Origin of the sequence: Allobosea sp. CCNWLY174 (assembly GCF_037120455.1) — a bacterium.
GTDB classification, from domain to species: domain Bacteria; phylum Pseudomonadota; class Alphaproteobacteria; order Rhizobiales; family Beijerinckiaceae; genus Allobosea; species Allobosea lupini.
The window spans coordinates 282,231-302,048 of record NZ_JBBBBQ010000004.1 but is presented as its reverse complement, the minus strand read 5'-3'; the positions used below and the strand labels follow the sequence as shown (position 1 = coordinate 302,048).

Annotated in this window: 19 protein-coding genes; 8 read left to right on the top strand and 11 right to left on the bottom strand. The window is 67.4% G+C overall.

Annotation, left to right across the window (positions count from 1 at the left end):
- Window positions 1-54: 54 nt before the first annotated feature.
- A complete protein-coding gene (locus V7S63_RS15010) occupies window positions 55-255 on the bottom strand; it encodes a hypothetical protein (RefSeq protein WP_100965571.1) in 201 nt (66 codons plus the stop codon).
- Between the two features lie 178 nt (window positions 256-433).
- On the opposite strand from V7S63_RS15010, the gene V7S63_RS15005 reads away from it, so the two are divergent.
- Complete coding sequence (locus tag V7S63_RS15005; RefSeq protein ID WP_336530796.1) at window positions 434-1,558, top strand: DUF2336 domain-containing protein; 1,125 nt, start codon at window positions 434-436, stop codon at window positions 1,556-1,558.
- Window positions 1,559-1,561: 3 nt separating this feature from the next.
- On the opposite strand, the gene V7S63_RS15000 is transcribed toward V7S63_RS15005, so the two are convergent.
- From V7S63_RS15000 to V7S63_RS14990, 3 genes are all read right to left on the bottom strand, one after another.
- The gene (locus tag V7S63_RS15000) at window positions 1,562-1,897 is read right to left on the bottom strand and encodes a DUF1491 family protein (RefSeq protein WP_091831639.1); all 336 of its coding nucleotides are present in this window, start codon (window positions 1,895-1,897) and stop codon (window positions 1,562-1,564) included.
- Window positions 1,898-2,015: 118 nt separating this feature from the next.
- Window positions 2,016-2,558, bottom strand: a complete 543-nt coding sequence (locus tag V7S63_RS14995) for a hypothetical protein (protein WP_336530795.1) — start codon at window positions 2,556-2,558, stop codon at window positions 2,016-2,018.
- 18 nt (window positions 2,559-2,576) lie between these two features.
- Entirely contained in the window at window positions 2,577-4,400 is a 1,824-nt protein-coding gene (locus V7S63_RS14990; RefSeq protein ID WP_336530794.1) for a sensor histidine kinase, read from the bottom strand.
- Between the two features lie 202 nt (window positions 4,401-4,602).
- Here V7S63_RS14990 and V7S63_RS14985 point away from each other — a divergent pair, with 202 nt between their 5' ends.
- A complete protein-coding gene (locus V7S63_RS14985) occupies window positions 4,603-5,013 on the top strand; it encodes a hypothetical protein (RefSeq protein WP_336530793.1) in 411 nt (136 codons plus the stop codon).
- 88 nt (window positions 5,014-5,101) lie between these two features.
- Window positions 5,102-5,527 (top strand): SufE family protein, encoded by a 426-nt coding sequence (locus V7S63_RS14980; RefSeq protein WP_091832406.1) that lies wholly within the window; start codon window positions 5,102-5,104, stop codon window positions 5,525-5,527.
- Here the strand turns inward: V7S63_RS14980 and V7S63_RS14975 are convergent.
- From V7S63_RS14975 to V7S63_RS14965, 3 genes are all read right to left on the bottom strand, one after another.
- Entirely contained in the window at window positions 5,524-6,327 is an 804-nt protein-coding gene (locus V7S63_RS14975) for a DUF6456 domain-containing protein (protein ID WP_336530792.1), read from the bottom strand. The genes V7S63_RS14980 and V7S63_RS14975 overlap by 4 nt on opposite strands.
- Entirely contained in the window at window positions 6,327-6,692 is a 366-nt protein-coding gene (locus V7S63_RS14970; protein ID WP_336530791.1) for a helix-turn-helix domain-containing protein, read from the bottom strand. The genes V7S63_RS14975 and V7S63_RS14970 overlap by 1 nt, the downstream gene beginning before the upstream one ends.
- A gap of 249 nt (window positions 6,693-6,941) precedes the next feature.
- A complete protein-coding gene (locus V7S63_RS14965) occupies window positions 6,942-7,358 on the bottom strand; it encodes a Ros/MucR family transcriptional regulator (RefSeq protein ID WP_091831652.1) in 417 nt (138 codons plus the stop codon).
- 398 nt (window positions 7,359-7,756) lie between these two features.
- Here V7S63_RS14965 and V7S63_RS14960 point away from each other — a divergent pair, with 398 nt between their 5' ends.
- Together V7S63_RS14960 and V7S63_RS14955 are read left to right on the top strand one after the other, a co-directional pair.
- Window positions 7,757-9,886, top strand: a complete 2,130-nt coding sequence (locus tag V7S63_RS14960) for a S9 family peptidase (protein ID WP_336530790.1) — start codon at window positions 7,757-7,759, stop codon at window positions 9,884-9,886.
- Between the two features lie 44 nt (window positions 9,887-9,930).
- Window positions 9,931-10,521, top strand: coding sequence for an Ivy family c-type lysozyme inhibitor (locus V7S63_RS14955; RefSeq protein WP_336530789.1), 591 nt, complete (start codon window positions 9,931-9,933; stop codon window positions 10,519-10,521).
- 79 nt (window positions 10,522-10,600) lie between these two features.
- Here V7S63_RS14955 and V7S63_RS14950 read toward each other — a convergent pair whose 3' ends face one another.
- Window positions 10,601-12,079, bottom strand: coding sequence for a hypothetical protein (locus V7S63_RS14950; RefSeq protein WP_336530788.1), 1,479 nt, complete (start codon window positions 12,077-12,079; stop codon window positions 10,601-10,603).
- 282 nt (window positions 12,080-12,361) lie between these two features.
- Between V7S63_RS14950 and V7S63_RS14945 the strand changes: the two genes are divergently transcribed.
- Window positions 12,362-12,961, top strand: coding sequence for a superoxide dismutase (locus V7S63_RS14945; protein WP_091831660.1), 600 nt, complete (start codon window positions 12,362-12,364; stop codon window positions 12,959-12,961).
- Window positions 12,962-13,025: 64 nt separating this feature from the next.
- Here the strand turns inward: V7S63_RS14945 and V7S63_RS14940 are convergent, their stop codons facing one another.
- Together V7S63_RS14940 and V7S63_RS14935 are read right to left on the bottom strand one after the other, a co-directional pair.
- On the bottom strand, window positions 13,026-14,723 hold the full coding sequence (locus V7S63_RS14940) for a methyl-accepting chemotaxis protein (protein WP_336530954.1): 1,698 nt from the start codon (window positions 14,721-14,723) through the stop codon (window positions 13,026-13,028).
- 135 nt (window positions 14,724-14,858) lie between these two features.
- The gene (locus V7S63_RS14935; RefSeq protein WP_336530787.1) at window positions 14,859-15,686 is read right to left on the bottom strand and encodes a ChbG/HpnK family deacetylase; all 828 of its coding nucleotides are present in this window, start codon (window positions 15,684-15,686) and stop codon (window positions 14,859-14,861) included.
- Between the two features lie 241 nt (window positions 15,687-15,927).
- On the opposite strand from V7S63_RS14935, the gene V7S63_RS14930 reads away from it, so the two are divergent.
- Complete coding sequence (locus tag V7S63_RS14930; protein ID WP_336530786.1) at window positions 15,928-16,926, top strand: glycosyltransferase family 2 protein; 999 nt, start codon at window positions 15,928-15,930, stop codon at window positions 16,924-16,926.
- A gap of 97 nt (window positions 16,927-17,023) precedes the next feature.
- Window positions 17,024-18,550: a murein biosynthesis integral membrane protein MurJ gene (murJ, locus tag V7S63_RS14925; protein ID WP_336530785.1), complete on the top strand. Its 1,527-nt coding sequence runs from the start codon at window positions 17,024-17,026 to the stop codon at window positions 18,548-18,550.
- Between the two features lie 276 nt (window positions 18,551-18,826).
- Here murJ and V7S63_RS14920 read toward each other — a convergent pair whose 3' ends face one another.
- Window positions 18,827-19,693 carry a branched-chain amino acid aminotransferase gene (locus V7S63_RS14920; protein WP_336530784.1) on the bottom strand — a complete coding sequence of 289 codons (867 nt, stop codon included), beginning with the start codon at window positions 19,691-19,693 and terminating at the stop codon, window positions 18,827-18,829.
- Window positions 19,694-19,818: the final 125 nt, after the last annotated feature.

Here is a 19,818-nt window from a genome sequence, read left to right as displayed (position 1 = left end):
AACGAGGCACGCGCTGATTTGGATCGATCCAGAATCAGCGTGAACCGAAAGTCCTCACCCGGGACGCCTGCGCCGTGTCTCGCGTTCACCGCGGCCGGCAGGGCGCGGGCGCCGCGGCGGCTTGCTCGCGGCCGGCTCGTGCTGGCGCTCGTAGCGCACGCCGGTGAAGAACAGGATCTGGCCGAACGGGCCCGCCGCTGCGGTCCCCTGGCTGGTTGAGCGCCTGCGCGGCGCGAAAGGAATGACGTCTGCCATGATGCGCCTCCCTTGCTGGCGCCTGTGACCAATTCGCGAACCACGCGGAAGCTGGTTGGCCGCCTGCACAAACCGCACCAGCCATCCTCAAGATCATCAAGCGCCATCATGGTTAACGCCGTGCTAACGCATCGGGGATAAGTTTCGCAAAAGTGCAGTTCGCCCACGAGAATCGCCCATGCCGTCCCGCATCGCCACAGACCTTGCCGAACTCGCCAGGCTGGCCAGCGATGGCGGGCTCGACCTGCGCCAGGTCGCGCTGCGGGTGAAGACCGATCTGCTCCTGGCGACGCCCTGCCCGTCTCCGGAGGACATGGACGCCTTCCGCGCCATGGCCGAGGCCCTGATCCCGATGGTCGACGAGGCGACGGCGACGATCCTCGCCCGCAAGCTCGCGAGCTGGCCGCATGCACCGCGCGAGGCGCTCGCTGCCTTGCGCAACCGTGGGGGCGAGGTGCTGGCCGCGCTGATCAAGCATGACATGCCGCTCAGCGCGACCGAGATCGAGGAGATCGCGGACGAAGGCGATGACGAGGCGAAGACCGCCCTCGCCGGCCGGCGCGACCTGACCAGCAGCGCCAGCATCGCGCTCGCCGGCTGCGGAAGCGCGGAGATCGACGCGGCACTGGTCGCGAACGGGGCTGCATCGCTGCCCCATGCCGCGCTCGACCTGCTGCTGCCGCGAGCGGTGGGCACGCCGGCTCTCGGCGCTGCCTTGCTGGCGCGGGCCGACCTGCCCGTCTCGGAGCTGACGCCGCTCTTCCTGCAGGCGAGCCTGGAAAAGCGCCTCGCCATGATCGATGCCGCCACCGCTCGTGAGGCGCTGGCGCCTTCGCCACGCCCGGCGACGCTCCCCGGCGAGCAGATCTCCGCTCTGATCGCGACAGCGCTCTCCGACCGACGCAACGCCTTCACTGCGCTGGCGCACGCCTTCGGCGGCGATGCGCGCTTCGCGACGGCGATGGCGAACGATGCGTCCCGTCAGCTTGCGGCCTTGGCGCTGATCGGCTGCGGTGCGGCTCCGGAGGATGCGACTCGCTTCCTGATCGGCCTCGGCGACGAGGCTGCCCGCTCGGTCGAGCGCATCTTCGCGCTGGTCGAACTCATGCGGGCGCTGCAGCCGGCGGTGGCTCGCCGGCTCGCCCAGCAGATCGGCGGGATCGCGCCGCGCAGTGCCCGCTCCGGCGCCTTGCAGCCTGCCATGGACCCCAGCGGCACCCCGGCCCGTCCCGGCGCCGAGCGGGCGCCGGTTCGCGGCATCGTTCAGGAGGTCAGGCGCAGGCTCGGTGGCGGCGCCGACTGAACGCTAGCTTTCGACGATGTCGAGACGCGCATCGCCGGCGCGATTCTCGATCTCGACCAGCCAGAGATCGCTGTCGAAGCGGACCTCGCGCGCGACCCGATCCTCTATCGCGAGCGGATCGGCATCGAGCACAAGCTGGAAACGCCGCGCGCCAGCCTCGTCCGCCAGCGCCTGCGGCGCCGGGCCGTAGAGCGCCGCGGTACCGTCCAATCGGTCGAGCTTGACGAAGATCGCGCCGGCTTCGCGCGCGCCGCGCCGGCGCAGCACCGCGACGAGCCCGTCATGCGCAGCCTGGCGCAGATAGGCCGAGACCCAGAAATCGCTGGTCAGGCGCGGCAAGATGAGCGCTCGCGGGACTGAGAATGTCCGCGCCTCTCCGAAGCGCGGGCATTCTCAATCGTCTTGTTCTGTCGCATTTTCTTCCCGCGGACCGGCCGCCACTTCGCTTGAAAATGCTCTAGCGCCGCTGGCCCTTGATGTCAGCCGGCGGCCGGATGTCGGCGCCGTTGATCAGGTCCGCGATCGGATCGCGTGCCGCCGGCTGGGCGGCCGGGGCAGGACGGGCCGGAGCCGGAGCTGCCTGGGCCTGGCGCTGCTGGGCAGGCGCGACCGGCGCCGGTGGGCGCGGCGCCGCATCGCGAGCGGCCGGTGCCAGGGAGCCGGGCCGCGCCGGCGGCATCACCGCCTGCGGGGCGGGCGCAGGCTCGGCGACGGCCGGCGTCTCGACGCGGCGCTGTTCGGCCGGTCGCGCAGCAGACTGCGAGGGCGGCGACAGCATCGGGGCGGGATGACGGCCCTTCTGGAACAGCACCGCATTCAGGACGATCAGCACCGATACCGCCGCGAACAGCAGCACGATGAGGCCCCGGCCCGGACGGCGAGCGAACCAGCGCAGCAGCCGCGTCGGCATCGACGGGGCGGCGCGCCGGCCGGCCGGACGGCGAACAGGCATCGACAGCGTCGCATCGGAGCGGGCACGGGCGGCAAGCGTGGCTGACATGGGTCTTGAGCTCTCGGGTCAGGCGGTCAGACGAACGGGTTGCTTGGTATCGAGGCCACGGCGCGGGGCGCGGGCGAAGGTCGCGATGCGGGCCGGCTCGCTCGCGGCGGCGACGCCGCCGATCGGCAGGCGCACGCCGACGCGGGTGCCAATGCCCGGTGCACTCTCGATGGTGAGCGTGCCGCCATGCAGGCCGACAAGGCCGCGCACCACCGACAGGCCGAGGCCCGTGCCGTCGTGAGCGCGGTCATAGGAGGACTTGGCCTGGAAGAAGGGATCGCCCAGTCGCGGCAGGTCGGTGGCGGCGATGCCGATGCCGGTATCGGAAACCGAGAGGTCGATCATGCAGCCGTCGCGCACCAGAGCGAGCGTGACGCGCCCACCGGGCGGCGTGAACTTGATCGCGTTCGAGAGCAGGTTGAGCATCACCTGCTTGAGGGCGCGCCGGTCGCCGAGCAGCTGCGGCAGGTCCGGACCCACGACGCGTTCGAGCGCGACCGTGCCGCTGCCGGCCTTGAGCGCGACGACATTGCAGCAATCCTCGGCGAGCTCGGCCATGTCGAGCGCATCCTGCTCGATCGTCATCGCGCCGCTCTCGATCTTCGAGACGTCGAGCAGCGTATTGACCACGTCGAGCAGGTGCTGCCCGGAATCATGGATGATCCTGGCGTATTCCTGACGCTGCGCCTGGCTGAACGAAACCGCGAGATCGCCGCTCAGCATCTCCGAGAAACCGATGATCGCGTTGAGCGGGGTACGCAGCTCATGGCTGACCGTCGCCAGGAACTGGCCCTTGACGTCGCTCGACTTGACCGCCTCGACGCGATTGCGCTCGCGCTCCTCGTCGATCGCATGCCGGTCGGTCACGTCGCGGCTGACGCAGACGACGGCAGCGGCGCCGTGCGGGCCGGACTGCTCGATGCGCCGTGCGCTGAGGTCGAGCCAGCGGACGACCGGGCTCGCATTGGCACGCCCATCGGCTCCCGCCGGGACGAAGAGGACACGAAAGCAGGCGGTGGCCCGGCCGCTGCCATGAGCGGCATCGCTCAGCGCCTTCAGGAAAAGCGGCCTGTCGGCAATGTGGACGCGCTCGAACAGGCCGCGGCCGAAGAGCCCCGCGGGCTCGGCTCCGGTCAGGTTGCGGGCAGCTTCGTTGGCGAAGACGACGGACCCGGCCGCATCGTGCCAGGTGACGAGATCGCCGACATGCTCGAGCATCAACTGAGCACGCGCATCGGAAGCCCGATGCTCGCGCAACTCGTCATCGCGGCGATAGAGGAAGCCGACCGTGATGAGCGCCGCATGCAGGATCGCGACGCCAGCGAAGACGGGCATCGCCTGCCAGGTCCATGGCGCCGGCTCCGCGATCATCCCGGTTCCCTGCAGGGCGACGACGACGCCGAGACCGATCACTGCGAGCGCACTGGCGCGCGCCACATAAGGCCGGGAGCCGAAGAACATCGCTTCGGCGGGGACTGCGGCCAGCCAGAGCAGCAGCGGCGAGGCAGCGCCTCCGGTCAGGCAGGCGAGCGTGGTGACCAGCAAGGTCAGGGCCGCGCCGGACAGGCAATGCGCGAGATCCAGCCGGCCGGTGCGAGAGAGGAGGAACACCGCCAGCAGCGGCATCGCCATGGCGACGAGCACGAGCAGTTCGAGCGCGCCGATGCGGCCGCGCCAGGCGATATAGGCCGGCATCAGGCTGAGCGCCGCGACCGAAGCGGCCAGCCTGCTCAGCATGAAGCGCTCATGACGCATGCGCTCGAGCGAATCGGCCAGCGCCGATGGATGGACCATCGCCGCGACCTGCGCCCTCACCGCCGTCATCAAACTGGAAAACCGCAACGCGCACCTCTGCCGGCCGTCGGCACTTTCGCCTCGCCTTGTTGAGCCGATCCTCGCGGCTGCCGTTTAAGCGGGGCTTAAGGCGAGAGCGCCGGAAACCGGGTCTTTTGCCGACGACAGCACAAATAGACTTTTCTTTTCAATGAATTGCGAGACCCGCAGCGCGCTTGCCCGCGCCAGGCTGTTGTTCGCGGCAAGGTGAATGGAAGCTGAAGACGAGACACCGCCTTTGATTCAAATCGATGCTGTCGCCGACACCCGATCTTTCGACCCAGGCGCTATGGTTCGCTCGTCCGTGGGCTGGGGAGCCCGCAACCGGATGGGGACCAAGATGGCTTATCTTCTGCGCAGCATGGCGATCGTCGGCGTGATCGCGCTGAACTCGCCCCTGTACGGAACCAAGAGCGAGCCCGATGCGCTCATGGTCGATGCGAAGGCGGCGATCGCCATCCTCGCCAAGATCGATCCGAAGGCGGCGCTGCAAGGCGCTGCCAGCATACGCGAAGCCGCGGAAGTCCTGGCGGGACTGGAGCCGGAGACGCGCGCGCGGGTGCTTGCCCTGGCCGCGAGCGCCGCAGCCCGCAGCAGCGAAGCGTCGCCGCGACACCGCTGAGGCTTGACCTCGTCGCGCGGCAGGCCGAAGAGCTTCGCCATCCCCGCCCAGGGCCGGCGGGATGAGCCGGAGGCAGACAGCGGAATTCATGAGCGAGAGCCTCGACGAGATCGTCGCCAATTTCGAGCTGCTTGACGAGTGGGACGATCGCTATCGCTACCTGATCGAGCTAGGGCGGACGCTGGCGCCACTGCCTGAAGAGGCACACAACGACGCCAATAAGGTGCGTGGCTGCGCCAGCCAAGTCTGGCTCGAGACCAAGAGCGAGGGCGGTCCCGGCGCGGCGACGCGCCTCTCGTTCCGCGGCGACAGCGACGCGCATATCGTGCGCGGGCTGGTGGCGCTCGCCATCGCCATCCATTCCGGCCACACGGCGCAGGAGATCCTGGCGACGGACGCCTTCGCGATCTATGAGCGCCTCGGCCTTGCTGCCCATTTGACGCCGCAGCGCTCGAACGGCGTGCGCGCGATGATGGAGCGGATCAAGAACGACGCCCGCGCGGCGCTCGCCTAATCGCGAGGTTCCAGCGGAGCCTGGATCGTGGGGCGCGCATCGGACGCGCGCCAGGCATAGCCCACCGGTCGTTCCTGCTTTGCGCCGAGCCCGTAGTGCTCGACCAGCGCCGACAGCGCCAGCCGGAGCACGACCTTGGCAGAGCGCGCCGGCCATTTGCGCTCGCGCTCGACCTGGTCGAGCCCCTTGAGGAAACCGCAGACATCGATCGCCAGGCCCGACATTTCAGGGCCGAGGCGCTTGCAGGCAAAGCGCACGCGCTGGCGCGCCGCCAGGCTGGAATCGGAGGCTTCCGCCGGCCTGCGCACCGCGGCATGGGTGCCGGCGGCAAGGCCCGCATCCCAGTTGACCGTCACCCGCGGCAGCATCTGCGCCAGGGTCAGATCGGCACGAAAGCGCTCGCCGGCGGCGAACTCGACGGCGGATATCTGCGGCTGCCCGTCCTTGCCGGGACGGCGATGGAGCCAGAGCAGCGGGCTCTCGCGCTCGTCCAGCACGACCTGCTGCGCTTGCCCGTCCACCATCACCGTCGCGGTCGCACGCGGCCTGCCGGGCTCCGTGCCGGCAAGGCGCAACCGGCGCTTGCCCGCCTCCGTGATCCAGCCGGCGAAGCCGGCCGCGACCAGGGCCTGCGCCTCGGCGGCCTCGACATAGCCGGCCCCTAGCGTGGCTCCACCGGCACCCCGGCGATAGAGCGCGATCCGGCCACAGCCGAGCGGGGATTCGACGCCATAGGCGCCCGGCTCGCTCAGATGTCGCAGCAGGCGGGATGGCGACTGGTCGCGATCGTCAGCGTTCATCATGCAGCCTCCGAGGCGAAACCCAGCTGCAGGCCGAAGGCGAAATGCGCCAGCCCTGTCTCGAGCGCTGATACGGCGAGGTCGAAGGCCGGCTGATCACGCCGGTCCTCCACCAGGGCGCAGGCATGGCGCACGGTGGTACGGTCGCGCTCGAAGCAGGCGCCGACCTGCGTCAACGTCAGGCCGAAGCCGACATGGGTCAGATACATCGCGAGCTGGCGGGCGAAAGCGACCCGGCGCTGGCCGCGCCCGGTTCGAAGGACCCCGGCAGGCAGGCCCATCGCGCCGCAAACCGCGGCTTCGACCAAGCTCGCCGGCGCCCTCCACCGCATCACGTCTGACCGCTTGGCAATCATCATGTTCATGATATGTTCCATTACGGGCATTGCCTCCCCGAATTCAACCGCGACGCTTACAGGTATATATTCCTACACTTCCTCACTGCAAGCCTGAAGTCGCCCATCCCGACAGGCTCCTGACATGTTTGGGTGGAAGGCACCTGGCGCACAGCGCCACGAAGCCATCGGCGAAGAGAGGTGGCCCCAAAAGAAAAAGCCGCCGGCAATCCGGCGGCTTCACTGCATAGGCGGTGATGCAGCTTGGTCTGCTGTGACTCAGCGACGCTTGCGGCGCTGCTGGCCCAGACCCATCTTCTTGGCAAGCTGCGAGCGCGCCTCGGCATAGTTCGGCGCGACCATCGGATAATCGGGCGGCAAGCCCCACTTCTCGCGATACTGCTCGGGCGACATGTTGTACTGCGTGCGCAGATGACGCTTGAGCGACTTGAACTTCTTTCCGTCCTCCAGGCAGATCAGATAGTCGGCCGTGATCGACTTCTTCACCGCAATGGCAGGCTTCGGTGCCTCGACCGGAACAATCGGGGCGGCACCGCCGACAACACGATTGAGGGCGGCGTGAACGTCGCTGATCAGCGACGGCAAGTCCGATGCCGGGACAGAATTGTTCGACACGTAGGCGGAAACGATATCTGCCGTAAGCTCGATGAAATCGGAACCGTCTTGGTCAGCCATGATGGCGTTGCTCCATTGTTATATTGACCGGTCATAGCGGTGACTGCGCCCAGCTCTGTTTCCAGGCGCGAGCGCCCTCCCTGATCGCCGCCGACGAACGGTCGAATTTCCGCCGGAATAGAATCATGCAAAACGGACCAGCCGGCACTCGTCTAAGCCATACGCTTCAATATCGCAAGTGGCTGGACAAGGATTCGAATACATTCATCGAGACATATTATTGCTTATTTTGCGAGCTTAGATCGTAACCATGACGCTTTGCGCTGCAGCATTTGCGCCAAAAAGTTGTCCTTGTCAGTGTCTACCCCGACCTCTACCTGTCGTCATCGGCAAAGATAGGACGATCGCTATATCGATCGCCTCCTTGGAAATGATCAAACCGAGCCTGGGAACCAAGTATGACTAGCCGAAGCAAGGTCGCCTCGCCGCCGATTGCCGCGGTCCGTCCGCAAAGCCGCGTCGTCCACGGCGTTACCTTGAACGACGATTATGCCTGGTTGCGCGCCGACAACTGGCGCGATGTGCTGCGCGATCCCGATACGCTGCCAGCCGAGATCCGAAAGCATATCGAGATGGAAAACGCCTGGTGCGATACATTGATGGCGCCGACCAAGGCACTCCAGCGCGACTTGATCAAGGAAATGCGCGGGCGCATCAAGGAGGACGACAGCGAGCCGCCCCAGCCGGACGGACCATTCCTCTATTACAGCCGCTATCGGCGTGGCGGCGAGCATCCGCTGATCTGCCGCAAGCCACAGGCGAACGAAGGCGGCAAGCCCGGCCGCGAACAGGTCATGCTCGACGCTGACGCGCTGGCCGAGGGCAAGGAGTTCTTCGATCTCGGCGACGCCGAGCACAGCCCCGACCATCGCCTGCTGGCCTGGAGCGCCGATGAAGCCGGTTCGGAGCTGTTCCTGATCCGGGTTCGTGATCTCGCCACCGGCCAGGACCTGCCGGACGCGATCGCCGATACCTCAGGCGAAATGATCTGGGCAGCCGATTCCAGCGCCTTCACCTATGTCGCGCTCGATGACGACCACCGCCCGACGCGTGTGCTGCGCCATCGGCTCGGCACGCGTCAGAGCGAGGACGAACTGCTCTATGAGGAGACCGATCCCGGCCTGTTCGCCGATATCGACCAGACCCAGTCGCGCCGGCTCCTGCTCATCTCCAGCAGCGACCACGAGACCTCGGAGGTGAGCCTGGTCGACCTCGCCGACAAGGCGGGCAAGCCCAGGCTGGTCGCGCCGCGACTGGCGGGCCGCCAGTATAGCGTCGAGCATCACGGCGACGAGTTGCTGATCCTGACAAATGCCGACGGCGCCGAAGACTTCAAGATCGTGCGTGCGCCGCTCAGCGATCCTTCGCCGTCCAACTGGGTCGATCTCGTGCCGCACAAGCGCGGCCGGCTCATCCTCAGCCACATCTGCCTCGCTGGCCGGCTGATCCGCCTGGAGCGCGAGGAGGGGCTGCCGCGCATCGTCATCCGTGACCTCGAGAGCGGGACGGAAAGCAGCATCGCCTTCGACGAGGAGGCTTATGGGCTCGGCGTCGACGCCGGCTACGAGTTCGAAACCGACCGCTTGCGCTTCATCTACGCATCGATGGCGCGGCCAGCAGAGACCTATGACTACGACCTCGCGACCGGCGAGCGCACGCTGGTGAAGCGCCAGGAGGTGCCCTCCGGCCACGATGCCGAGGCTTACGTCGTGCGCCGCATCTTCGCGACGGCAAAGGACGGCGCCAGGGTGCCGGTCTCGCTGCTGCATCGGCGCGATCTCAAGCTCGACGGCTCGGCGCCCTGCCTGCTCTATGGCTATGGCTCCTATGGCGCGGCGATGTCGGCCTCGTTCCGGACGCGTCCGCTCAGCCTGGTCGATCGCGGCTTCGTCTACGCCATCGCGCATATCCGCGGCGGCACCGACAAGGGCTGGGGCTGGTATCTCGACGGCAAGCGCCAGAACAAGCCCAACAGCTTCACCGATTTCATCGCCGCTGGCGAAATGCTCGCAGCCGAGGGCTTCACCAGCCGGGGCCGCATCGTCGCCGAGGGTGGCAGCGCCGGTGGCATGCTGATGGGCGCGGTCGCCAATCTCGCACCGGAGCTGTTCGCCGGCATCATCGCCGAGGTGCCGTTCGTCGACGTGCTCAACACCATCCTCGACGAGAGCCTGCCGCTGACCCCGATGGAATGGCCGGAATGGGGCGACCCGATCCGGGACGTCGCCGCCTTCCGGACGATCCTGGGCTATTCGCCCTATGACAACGTCAAGGCGCAGGCCTATCCGCCGATCCTGGCGACGGGCGGCCTGGCCGATCCGCGCGTGACCTATTGGGAGCCGGCGAAATGGGTGGCGCGCCTGCGCGCGACCATGACCGGCGGCGGCCCGATCATGCTGCACACCAATATGGACGCCGGCCATGCCGGGGCGGCCGGACGCTTCGATTCGATGAAGGAGACCGCCCTCGCCTATGCCTTCGCCATCACGGCGGCCGGCGGGGGCTGGGATGCCGCTGGATCGAGCTGAGCGCAGTTCCCGCCCGGAAGTTCCATGCCGAGCATCGTCTGGACATGGTGCCGGGCGCATGCATCATCTGCGAAGACTTCAGCCCAGCTCAGGCCCGCTCCATGCTTCGATTCATAGCGATCCTGCTGACATGCCTTTTTCCGGCGGCGGCCTTTTCCCAGGAGCATCCATCCGATCTGATGAAGGAACCCTGGATCAAGGCGAAATGGACGCAAGCGATCAAGGGGGCCAGCTTCAAGAAATGGGACCAATGGATTCCCGGTCTGGGCGGCGTGGGATCGGCTCCGGTCGTCATGCGGGATGCGTCGGGGAAAAGCTGGACAGTTGCCGAGCTGTGCCAGCCGCACAACTGCGGCGACAACAAGCTGGTCGTGATTATCGACCAGCAGAGTCGCGGAATCTGGGGCATGCAATTGACGGCCAACCCCGTCACCCGCAGATATTTCGGTGGTCCGGACGGTGACATGAAGGCGCTGCTGGAAGCCGCGCTCAAGGGCAGCCTGGCCAATGTGCGAGCCCGCGGCCCCGCCACCGTGACACCTCCGGACGCATCGGCCGCCCAGAACGGCCCGACACACGGTGACAGCGACGAAGCCGGCCTCACGGCGCAGCCGGGTGCTGCGACGTCCCGCTGAGCACCTTAGCGTAGGAATCCGATGCTTCGACGAAGGTGATCGCCGTCCGATTAAGGACGAACGGCAATCTGATGCGGATTCAGGCGGATGATACACCCGGTTCGAGCCGCGACTTCTCGCTGGCGAGATAGGTCTTCAACTCGTCCATCGAGGCGAAGACATAGTCGCCATCCGGCGTGCGGGCATGGATCGAGCCGTCGGCGAACATGGTGAACTGCGTCTCGCCGACCTGATAGGCGCCGATCACGCCCTCGTTTGACGCCGCCGGCTCTTCGTCCGGCTGAGCTCCGTCCGGCTTGGCTTCTGCCGCTGATGGCTCGGCTGTGTCGACAGACGACTCGTCTACCGTCGCAAGCGCTGACTCGGCAGCCAACTCCGGCTCCGGGTCGGGCTGCGAAGGTTCATCCACCACGGGAGCGGGCTCGCCCTTCGCCTCCTCAGACGGCGCCTTCTCGGCGACCTCGGCCTCGACTTCGCCCAGGGCACCGGGATCGCGCGGCTGCGTCACCGGCGGCCAGGGCCGCGGCGCTATCCAGCTCTCGGCAGCATCGCTGTCATCACGGTCGCGCCGCGGCGGCGCGACCTCCGGCGCATTGACGACCCCGGCGAGCTGATCGCGCAGCGCGTTGAATTCGTCGTCGACCGATGAAGACGATTCCGACCGCGCGGAGTGATCGATGCGCGGCCACCACAGCTGGTCCTCAGAGCTCGCCGCAGGCGCGGTCTGCGGCTTGTGGGCATCGTCGCGCTCGTCCTCGCCCTGCCCGGCTTCTGGCTCATCCACCGCAGCATCCGGTTCGGCGGTGTCATCGACCTTCTCGTCAGTCGGGTGCGAGGCCTCGTCGATATCGACGGTGTCCAGGGGCTTGCGCTTGTCCTGCGGGTCCTCGGCCTTCTCGTCCGCCTCACCGTTTCCGTCCCGCTCGTCCGGGCGAACATCCGCGGGAGCGAGATCGAACACCGGCGCGACCGGCGGCAAAAGCCAGTCATCGATGTCGCCGGCCGTGGCGGCGGGCGACTGGGGTGGTTCGGCGAGGACGGTCGAGAGCGGCTCGGCACGAGCGGAACGGGCTCCTTCGTCGCCCTCTGCCCTGTCGGCGGCGTCCGCCGCCTCGATTGCTTTCTTCTCGTCGGGGTTATCCTCAGCCTTGCCGAGGCTGGTCAGCGCACCGATCACTGCAGCAGCACCGGCTCCGGCCGCCAGCGTGGTCGCGATGCCGACAGAACCGGCATCGGGCGCCGGCGCCTTCTCGAGCACGGGCTCCGCAGGCGAAGGCGCGGTGGCCGGCACCGGACGCTCGGCGAGATGCGGCTCGGAGACACGCGGCTCGGACAGTGCCACCGCCGCCATGGCGCCGCTGACCAGCCCCTTGAGACGGCGGACCTCGGCGAGAACCGCCGCGAGCGCGAGCAGGATCAAGCCGGCGACCACCGACAGTCCTCCGAGGATGACCTCAGTGAAGCCACTCTCCAGGACGCGATATGGCCAGCCATCGACTATGGCATAGGCACCGCCCGCCAGCAGCGCGAACCCGAGAACCACGAAAAGCCTGACCAACGCTTGCTCCTTTGGGGCGAGACGAGCTGCGACAGCTTGCCGCCTCGGCGGTTAACCTATCGATACCATCCGGTATTGCCAACCAAACGGCCTGCGCCGGCCCTCCCAACGGAACGCTGGCTGGCCGTGCCGGATTTCTCGGGCCACGGCGGTTGCCGCTGCCGGCCGAGGGGCTTAACTAACAGGCGAATGGCGGGTGTTCCGCCGGGCAATCATTGCCCAAGCGTTGCGTCATTGCAGCCATTCTCACGTCGCGATTTCGACAGCCCAAGGAGAGGCCCCATGTCCTTTACCCTGCCCGATCTTCCCTATGCGCATGACGCCCTCCAGCCCTTTATGTCGAAGGAGACGCTGGAGTACCACCACGACAAGCATCACCTCGCCTATGTCAACAACGGCAACAACGCGATCAAGGGCACCGAATTCGAGGGCAAGTCTCTCGAGGAGATCGTCAAGGGCTCCTATGGCAAGAACCCCGCCGTGTTCAACAACGCCGGCCAGCACTACAACCACCTCCATTTCTGGAAGTGGATGAAGCCCAATGGCGGCGGCAAGCTGCCGGGCGCGCTGGAGAAGGCGATCACCGATTCCTTCGGCTCGGTCGACAAGTTCAAGGAAGACTTCGTCGCCGCCGGCGTCGGCCAGTTCGGCTCCGGCTGGGCCTGGCTCGAGGTCAAGGGCGGCAAGCTCGCCGTCAGCAAGACCCCGAACGGCGAGAGCCCGCTGGTCCATGGCGGCACGCCGATCCTCGGCGTCGACGTCTGGGAGCACTCCTACTACATCGACTACCGCAATCGCCGTCCGGACTATCTCAAGGCTTTCCTGGAGAGCCTGGTGAACTGGGACTACGTCGCCGAGCTCTATGACGGCGCCAAGGCCTGATCGTCACTGTCGATCAATGACGACGGACGGGGCCCTGCGGGGCCCCGTTTCGTTTGGTCAAAGCTCAAGCCGCGACGCGCTTGAGGAACTGGTCTACTGTCGAATCGAGCCGCATCGCCTGGGCCGAGACCTCACCGGCCGCCTGGCGGACCTGCTCGGCAGACCGGCCGGTCTCCTCGACGCTGTCGGCCAACACGCTGAGATCACTCGACACGGAGAGGGCCGAGGAGCTCGCCATCGCGACGCCGCTGGCGATCTCGCCGGTGGCGATCGCCTGCTGCTCGATCGAGGTCGCGACCGAGTTGGCGAAGCTCTCGATCGCGCCCATACGGGTAGCGATATTCTGGATCGCGTCGACGACCTCCGTGGTCGCGCCCTGGATCGCCCCGACCTGGCTGACGATTCGATCGGTGGCGTCGGCGGTCTGGGAGGCCAGGCTCTTCACCTCGGCCGCGACCACCGCGAAGCCGCGACCTGCCTCGCCGGCGCGCGCCGCCTCGATCGTCGCGTTGAGCGCCAGGAGGTTGGTCTGCGCGGCGATGTCGCGGATGAGGTTGACGACTTCGCCTATCGCCCGCGCCGTCTCGTCCAGCGCCTGGACCGAGCCGGCCGTGTCGCGGGAGGCCGAGGCCGCCTCGACGATCTCGGTGCGGACGCGGCGGACCTGAAACTCGACCTCGCGGATCGCCGCGCCCATTTCCTCGGCCGCCTGGGCGGCGTTCTCGACATTGGCCGACGCGCCTTGCGAATTCTGGGCGGCGCGAGCGGCGCGTTCGGACGACTCCGCCGCGACCCGCGCCAGGCCGTCCGAAGCCTCGCCCATCCGGTCGGCATTGCTCTTGAAGGCCTCGAGCGCGACGCCGACCTCGCCGCGGAACAGGGCGATAGCCTCCTCGACATGCTTCTGGTGGCGATGGCGGTCCGCCTCGGTCGTCAGTTGCTGCTGCTGCAGGCTCGCCCGCTCGGCGAGGCGCAGCTTGAGCACGCCGAGCGCCCTGGCGATCGCCCCGATCTCGTCCTGGCGGCCAACCGCGTCGATCGGCGTGTCGAGCTTGCCGTCGGAGATGCCGACGATCGCGCGGGTCATGCTCTTCAGCGGCCGCATGGTCCGCGACAGCGAGATCCAGAGCAGCGGCCCGAGCACGACGAGCAGGGCGATGCCGATCCCGATCGTCAGGAACTGCTCCCAGGCCGCGCGGGCGACGAGCCGGGTCTTGTCGAAGCGCAGCGCGACATAGCCGATCTGCTTCTTGAAGCTGCCAACCTTCACCGAGAGCAGCTGCGTCACATAGGTCTTGTCCTCAAGCCGCAGCGTGTCCTGCTCGCCGAGGAGATTCCAGGCTTCCCGGCCGAGCTGCCGGCCGAGCCCGTTCGGGGTGAACGATAGCCGCGCCTCGTCATTGCGCCCGGCCGAAGCGAGCGCGACCAAATCGTCAGCGACGAAACCCGCATCGAAATCGGGATCGCGCTTCAGCGATTCCAGGATGTAGGTCAGGGTGATGGTGTCGCGCGCCAGGATCATCGGCGGCGCGGCATGGGCGATCATCGCTGTCAGCGCCGCCATTTTCTGCTCGAGATCGCCGCGCGTCTTGGTCTCGTTGTAGCGGGCGGCGGCAATGACGACGAAAGCAATCGCGATGGCGACGATGGCGACCGCAGCCCCGGCGATACGGCTGCTGAGCGAGCGCGTCACCCTCTCGACCTGGCCGAGCTGCGGCGCGGCCACATGCGATCGCGGAGCCCGCGACTGAAACCAGGCCATCACGCTCATCTTCCCACGGACTCCAGACACCGACATTCCCAGGCTGCCGGGACCGTCACTCCGCAAGGTGAACGGACGGGGTAAATTTTCGATTGCAGTCGACGCATCCCGCGCGCGCAGCGACAAGACCTCAGGTCAGGCAATGTCCGCGAAACGGCCTATCCGCAGGCCCGGCGGGGCGAACGCCATCAGCGCCGCATGTTCGAGCGGGCGCGTCGCGACGACAGGATCGAGCGCGACGAGTTCGTCGTCGACATGGCCTGGATGGCACATCACCAGATGCGCCGGCCCCGGCCGGATGAGGAAGGCCTCGAGATCGTCAGCGAAATCGCGCTCGGGATCGAAAGGCGAGAAACCGGAGAAGCCGCGATTGGTCGGGATGCCACGTCGGGCCGCGGCCCGGCGCAGCCCCATGGCGAGCCCGGCGACGGTCAGCGCCTTGCCGACCGCGATGCCGCGGGCCCGGATCGCCGCGATCGAATCGGAGGGATCGCGCAGATAGACCGAGCCGGCGGGATAGCGCGCCGCCAGCGCGTCGAGCACCTGATGGCGGACGCCGGGCAGGACATGGACGTGCTGGTGGCCGTCGACAAAATCGGGCGCCCGGCCGAGATGCTGCTCGAAGGCGTCGAGCTGGCGGGCGATCTCGGCCGCAATCTCGGCACGCGCCGCGCCGGAGCGCAGCGCCAGCGGCGCGAGCCCGCCGAGCCTCGGCAGGGTGCCTGATGGCGCGACGGTCGGCATCGGCGAGAGCGGGGCGGCGCAGGTGAGATTAAGGTGAAGGCCGAGATCGGCTCGGCCGGAAAAGGCCGCAAGCTCGCCGGCAAGGCGCGGCCAGTGCGGCCGGTTGGTCATCGCCCCCGTGGCCGAGAGCCTGCCGGCGGCGAGCAGCTCCAGGATCGAGCGGCTGACACCCTCGGTCATGGCGAAATCATCGGCGCAGAGCACGAAGCTGCGGGTCATGCCGGCTGTTACCCCCTATTCATCAGCGCTGGTATATTGAGCCTGCGGTTGGTTCCACAGCCCTAGAGCCCGTCCCGATCAGCTGGCATCGCAAGCTGATCGGTAAAACGGTCTCTAAACTAGAAATGAGAGACGGATTCACCAATCAGATTGACTCAATCTGGTTGGATCCGGCTCTAGCCGAGCAACGAAGGTCCCGAAAGCCTTGTCCGCGATTGCGCCCAGCTCCGCCTCCGCCACGATGCCGGCCCTCGCTCCACGGCCGGAGCTCTCGATCGTGGTGCCGGTCTACAACGAGGCCGACAATCTCGCGCCGCTGATCGCGCGGCTCGAGCCGATCCTCGACGCCCATGTCGCTTCCTGGGAGATCGTCTGCGTCGACGACGGCAGCCGCGACGGCACGCTGGCGGCGCTACGGGCCCTCAACGCGCAGGACAGCCGGATCCAAGCCATCTCGTTCAGCCGCAATTTTGGCAAGGAAGTCGCAATCGCCGCCGGGCTCGACCATGCCAATGGCGACGCCGTGGTGATCATGGATGCCGATCTGCAGCATCCGCCGGAGGTGATCCCCGCCTTCCTGGCGAAATGGCGCGAGGGTTTCCTCAATGTCTACGGCCAACGCACCGACCGCGAAGGCGAGAGCGCGCTGAAGCGCAATTTCGCCAAGGCGTTCTACAAGCTCTTCGCCAGCTTCGGCGAGACCGAGCTGCCGGAGGGCGCCGGCGATTTCCGCCTGCTCGACCGGCGCGTGGTCGAGGCGCTGCGGGCCCTGCCCGAGCGGGCGCGGTTCTCGAAGGGTCTCTATGCCTGGGTCGGCTTCCGGGCGACCGGCGTGCCCTTCGCGGTCGCCGACCGCGCCCATGGCGAGAGCAAGTTCCGCTTCCGCAAGCTGTTCAGCTTCGCCTTCGATGGAATCTCCTCGTTCTCGACCGTGCCGCTCAAGATTGCGACCTGGCTCGGCGTGCTGATCGCTATCGTAGCGACCCTGACGGGCCTGTATTTCATGGTCCGGACGCTGCTCTTCGGCACCGACCTGCCGGGCTTTCCCTCGCTGATCGTCTCGATCATGTTCTTCTCCGGGATCCAGCTGATCTCGCTCGGGATGATCGGCGAATATGTCGGCCGCATCTTCGCCGAGGTGAAGCGCCGGCCGCTCTATCTGGTCGGCGAGCGGGTCGGATTCGACAGGCAGGACAACACGCAACCGCGCGGCGATGAGCTGCCGCCCGGGATCGGGTAGGCGCCATAGCAAGCCCAGTGCTGGACCATCTCCCGCGACGCAGCTATGCGGCTACCTGCAAAGGGGAGCGCCGACCGTGGCGGGCCCGAGTGGCGCGATGCTGAGAAAGATCCTCTCCGTCAGCGGCTTCACGCTGCTCTCGCGGCTGTCCGGCTTCCTCCGCGACACCGTGCTGGCGGCAACGCTCGGCGTGAGCGGGCTGATGGACGCCTTCTCGGTGGCCTTGCGCCTGCCGAACCATTTCCGCGCCATCTTCGGCGAAGGCGCCTTCAACCAGGCCTATATCCCGGCCTATAGCCGCATCCGCGAGCAATCGGGCGAAGCCGCCGCAGCACAGTTCTCGAACCGCGTCTTCTCGCTCAACCTCCTCGTCCAGCTCGTCCTGGCGGGGCTCGCCATCCCGTTCATGCCGGAGCTGGTCCGGCTGCTGGCGCCCGGCTTCGCTGGCGATCCCGCCCGCTTCGACCTCGCGGTGACGCTGACGCGGATCACCTTCCCCTATCTGCTCTTCGTCACGCTGGTGACGCTGCTCTCGGCCAATCTGAACGCCGTCGATCGCTTTGCCGCGGCGGCCGCCGCCCCGATCCTGTTGAATGTCTGCCTGATCGGGGCGCTCTTCGTCGCCTTCCTGTTCCCGAGCGCGGCCCATGCCGCCGCCTGGGGCGTCGCCGTCGCCGGCGTGCTCGAATGGCTGCTGCTATGGATCGCGGCGCGGCAGGCGGGCGTGTCGGCGGCGCTGACCCGGCCGCGCCTCGACGGCGAGGTCAGGGGCTTCCTCAAGGCCTTCGGACCGGCGGTGATCGGCTCGGCCGGCGTGCAGATCGCCCTATTCGCCGACACGATCATCGCCTCGCTGCTGCCGGCGGGCGCCTATTCGGCGCTGTACTATGCCGAACGCCTCTACCAGCTGCCTCTCGGCGTGATCGCGATCGGTGTCGGCACGGTGCTGCTGCCGACGATGAGCCGCGCCATCGCCAACGGCAACGAAGCCAAGGCCGAAGCGGCGCAGAACCGCGCGATCGCGTTGACCCTGGTCGCTGCCGCGCCCTTCGCCGCCGCCTTCCTCGCCATTCCCGAATTGATCGTCGCGGCACTGTTCGAGCGCGGCCGCTTCGACGATGCGGCGACGCAGGCTGCCGGCGCCGTTCTGTTCGCCTATGCGATCGGCCTGCCGGCGATCGTGCTGATCCGCGCCCAGGTCTCGAGCTTCCAGGCGCGCGGCGATACGACGACGCCGATGCTGGTCTCGCTCGCGGCCATCGCCGCCAATGTCGGGCTGAAGCTGCTGCTCTGGCGCAGCCATGGCGCGCCCGGCCTCGCCTTCGCCACTGCCGTCGGCGCCTGGATCAATCTCGGCGCGCTCTACGGCCTGGCGCTGAAGCGCGGCTGGACCAACCCCGATCGCGCCTTGCCGCTGCTGATCGTCATCGTCGGCGTCGCTGCCGGCCTTGCCGCGCTGGTCGCCCGGCTGCTGGCCGAACCGCTCTACGGGCTGCTCATCGGGTTCCCTGTCGAGCCACGCCTGATCGCACTCGCCATCCTCAGCCTCGTCGCGGCAGGGATCTATGGCGTCGTGGCGCTTGGGGGATTGAGATCGGCTGGGCTCTGGCGGCTTCTGCGCTAGCAGCCGCCGTCATTCCGGGATTTCGCTCAGCGAAAGGCCCGGAACCGATTACGATTGCGGCTCAGAAGCTTCCTCCGTCATTGCGAGCGTAGCGAAGCAATCCAGAAGCGGCAGGGCTCTACGTCCCCCTGGATTGCTTCGTCGCTTGCGCTCCTTGCAATGACGGTAGGGCGGTGTGCATGGGTTCCGGGCTCAGGCCTTCGGCCTGCCCCGGAAAGACCGCGTGGTTCAGCCGGCGATCGATCCTACGCCCGCGTTCAGCCGGGCCATCAGGCCTCAGGCGCCCTTGCTGTGGGCGAACTCCATGTAGAGTTCCCGTGCCTTGCGGAACATCGGGCCAGGTTGCAGCTCGCGATCGTCGATCTTGTAGATCGGCATCACCTTCGAATAGTTGCCGGAGGAGAAGATCTCGTCGGCCTGCTCGAAATCCTCATAGCGCAGCGTCGTCTCCTCGACGGTGACGCCGGCCTGGCGCAACAGGGCGATGGTACGCTGGCGGGTGATGCCGTTGAGGAAGGTACCGTTCGGGGCTGGCGTCTTCACCACGCCGTCCTTGGCGAGGAAGATGTTGGAGGTGCCGGTCTCGGCGACATTGCCGAGCATGTCGAGCACCAGCGCGTTGTCGAAGCCCCTGGCCTTGGCCTCGCGCAGCACGCGGGCATTGTTGGGATAGAGGCAGCCGGCCTTGGCGTCGGTCGGGGCGTTCTCCAGGGTCGGGCGGCGGAAGGCGCCCTTGGTCACCGAAAAACCCTTGCCGGGATCGCCCATCGCAGCCTCGAACAGGCAGAGCGCGAACTGGGTCGACTCGGGGTCGCCGATGATGGTGGACGGACCGTCGGCCTCGGCCCAGTACATCGGCTTGATGTAGAGCGCGGTGCCCCCTGCGAACTTCTTCACGCCTTCGGCGGTCTTGGCGACGATCTCCTCGGCCGAGACGGTCGGCTTCAGGCCGAGCGCCAGGGCGGAGCGGTTCACGCGGGCCGCATGCCGGTCGAGATCGGGCGAGACGCCGTCGAAATGGCGGGCGCCGTCGAAGACGCAGGAGGCCTGCCAGGCGGCGTGGGTGCGCGGCCCCATGATGCCGGGATTGCCCTCGCGCCACTCACCGTCGAACCAGGTCCATGTCTGCGAATACCAGGCCATCATGCGCTCCAATCGCCAGTGCTTCTGGCCGGCACCGTCTGCCGCAGGCAGGGCGACGTCAACATGCCCGCCGCATGCCGACGAACGATTGCTGTGATGGATGCGATCGTAGCCGGTGATGGATC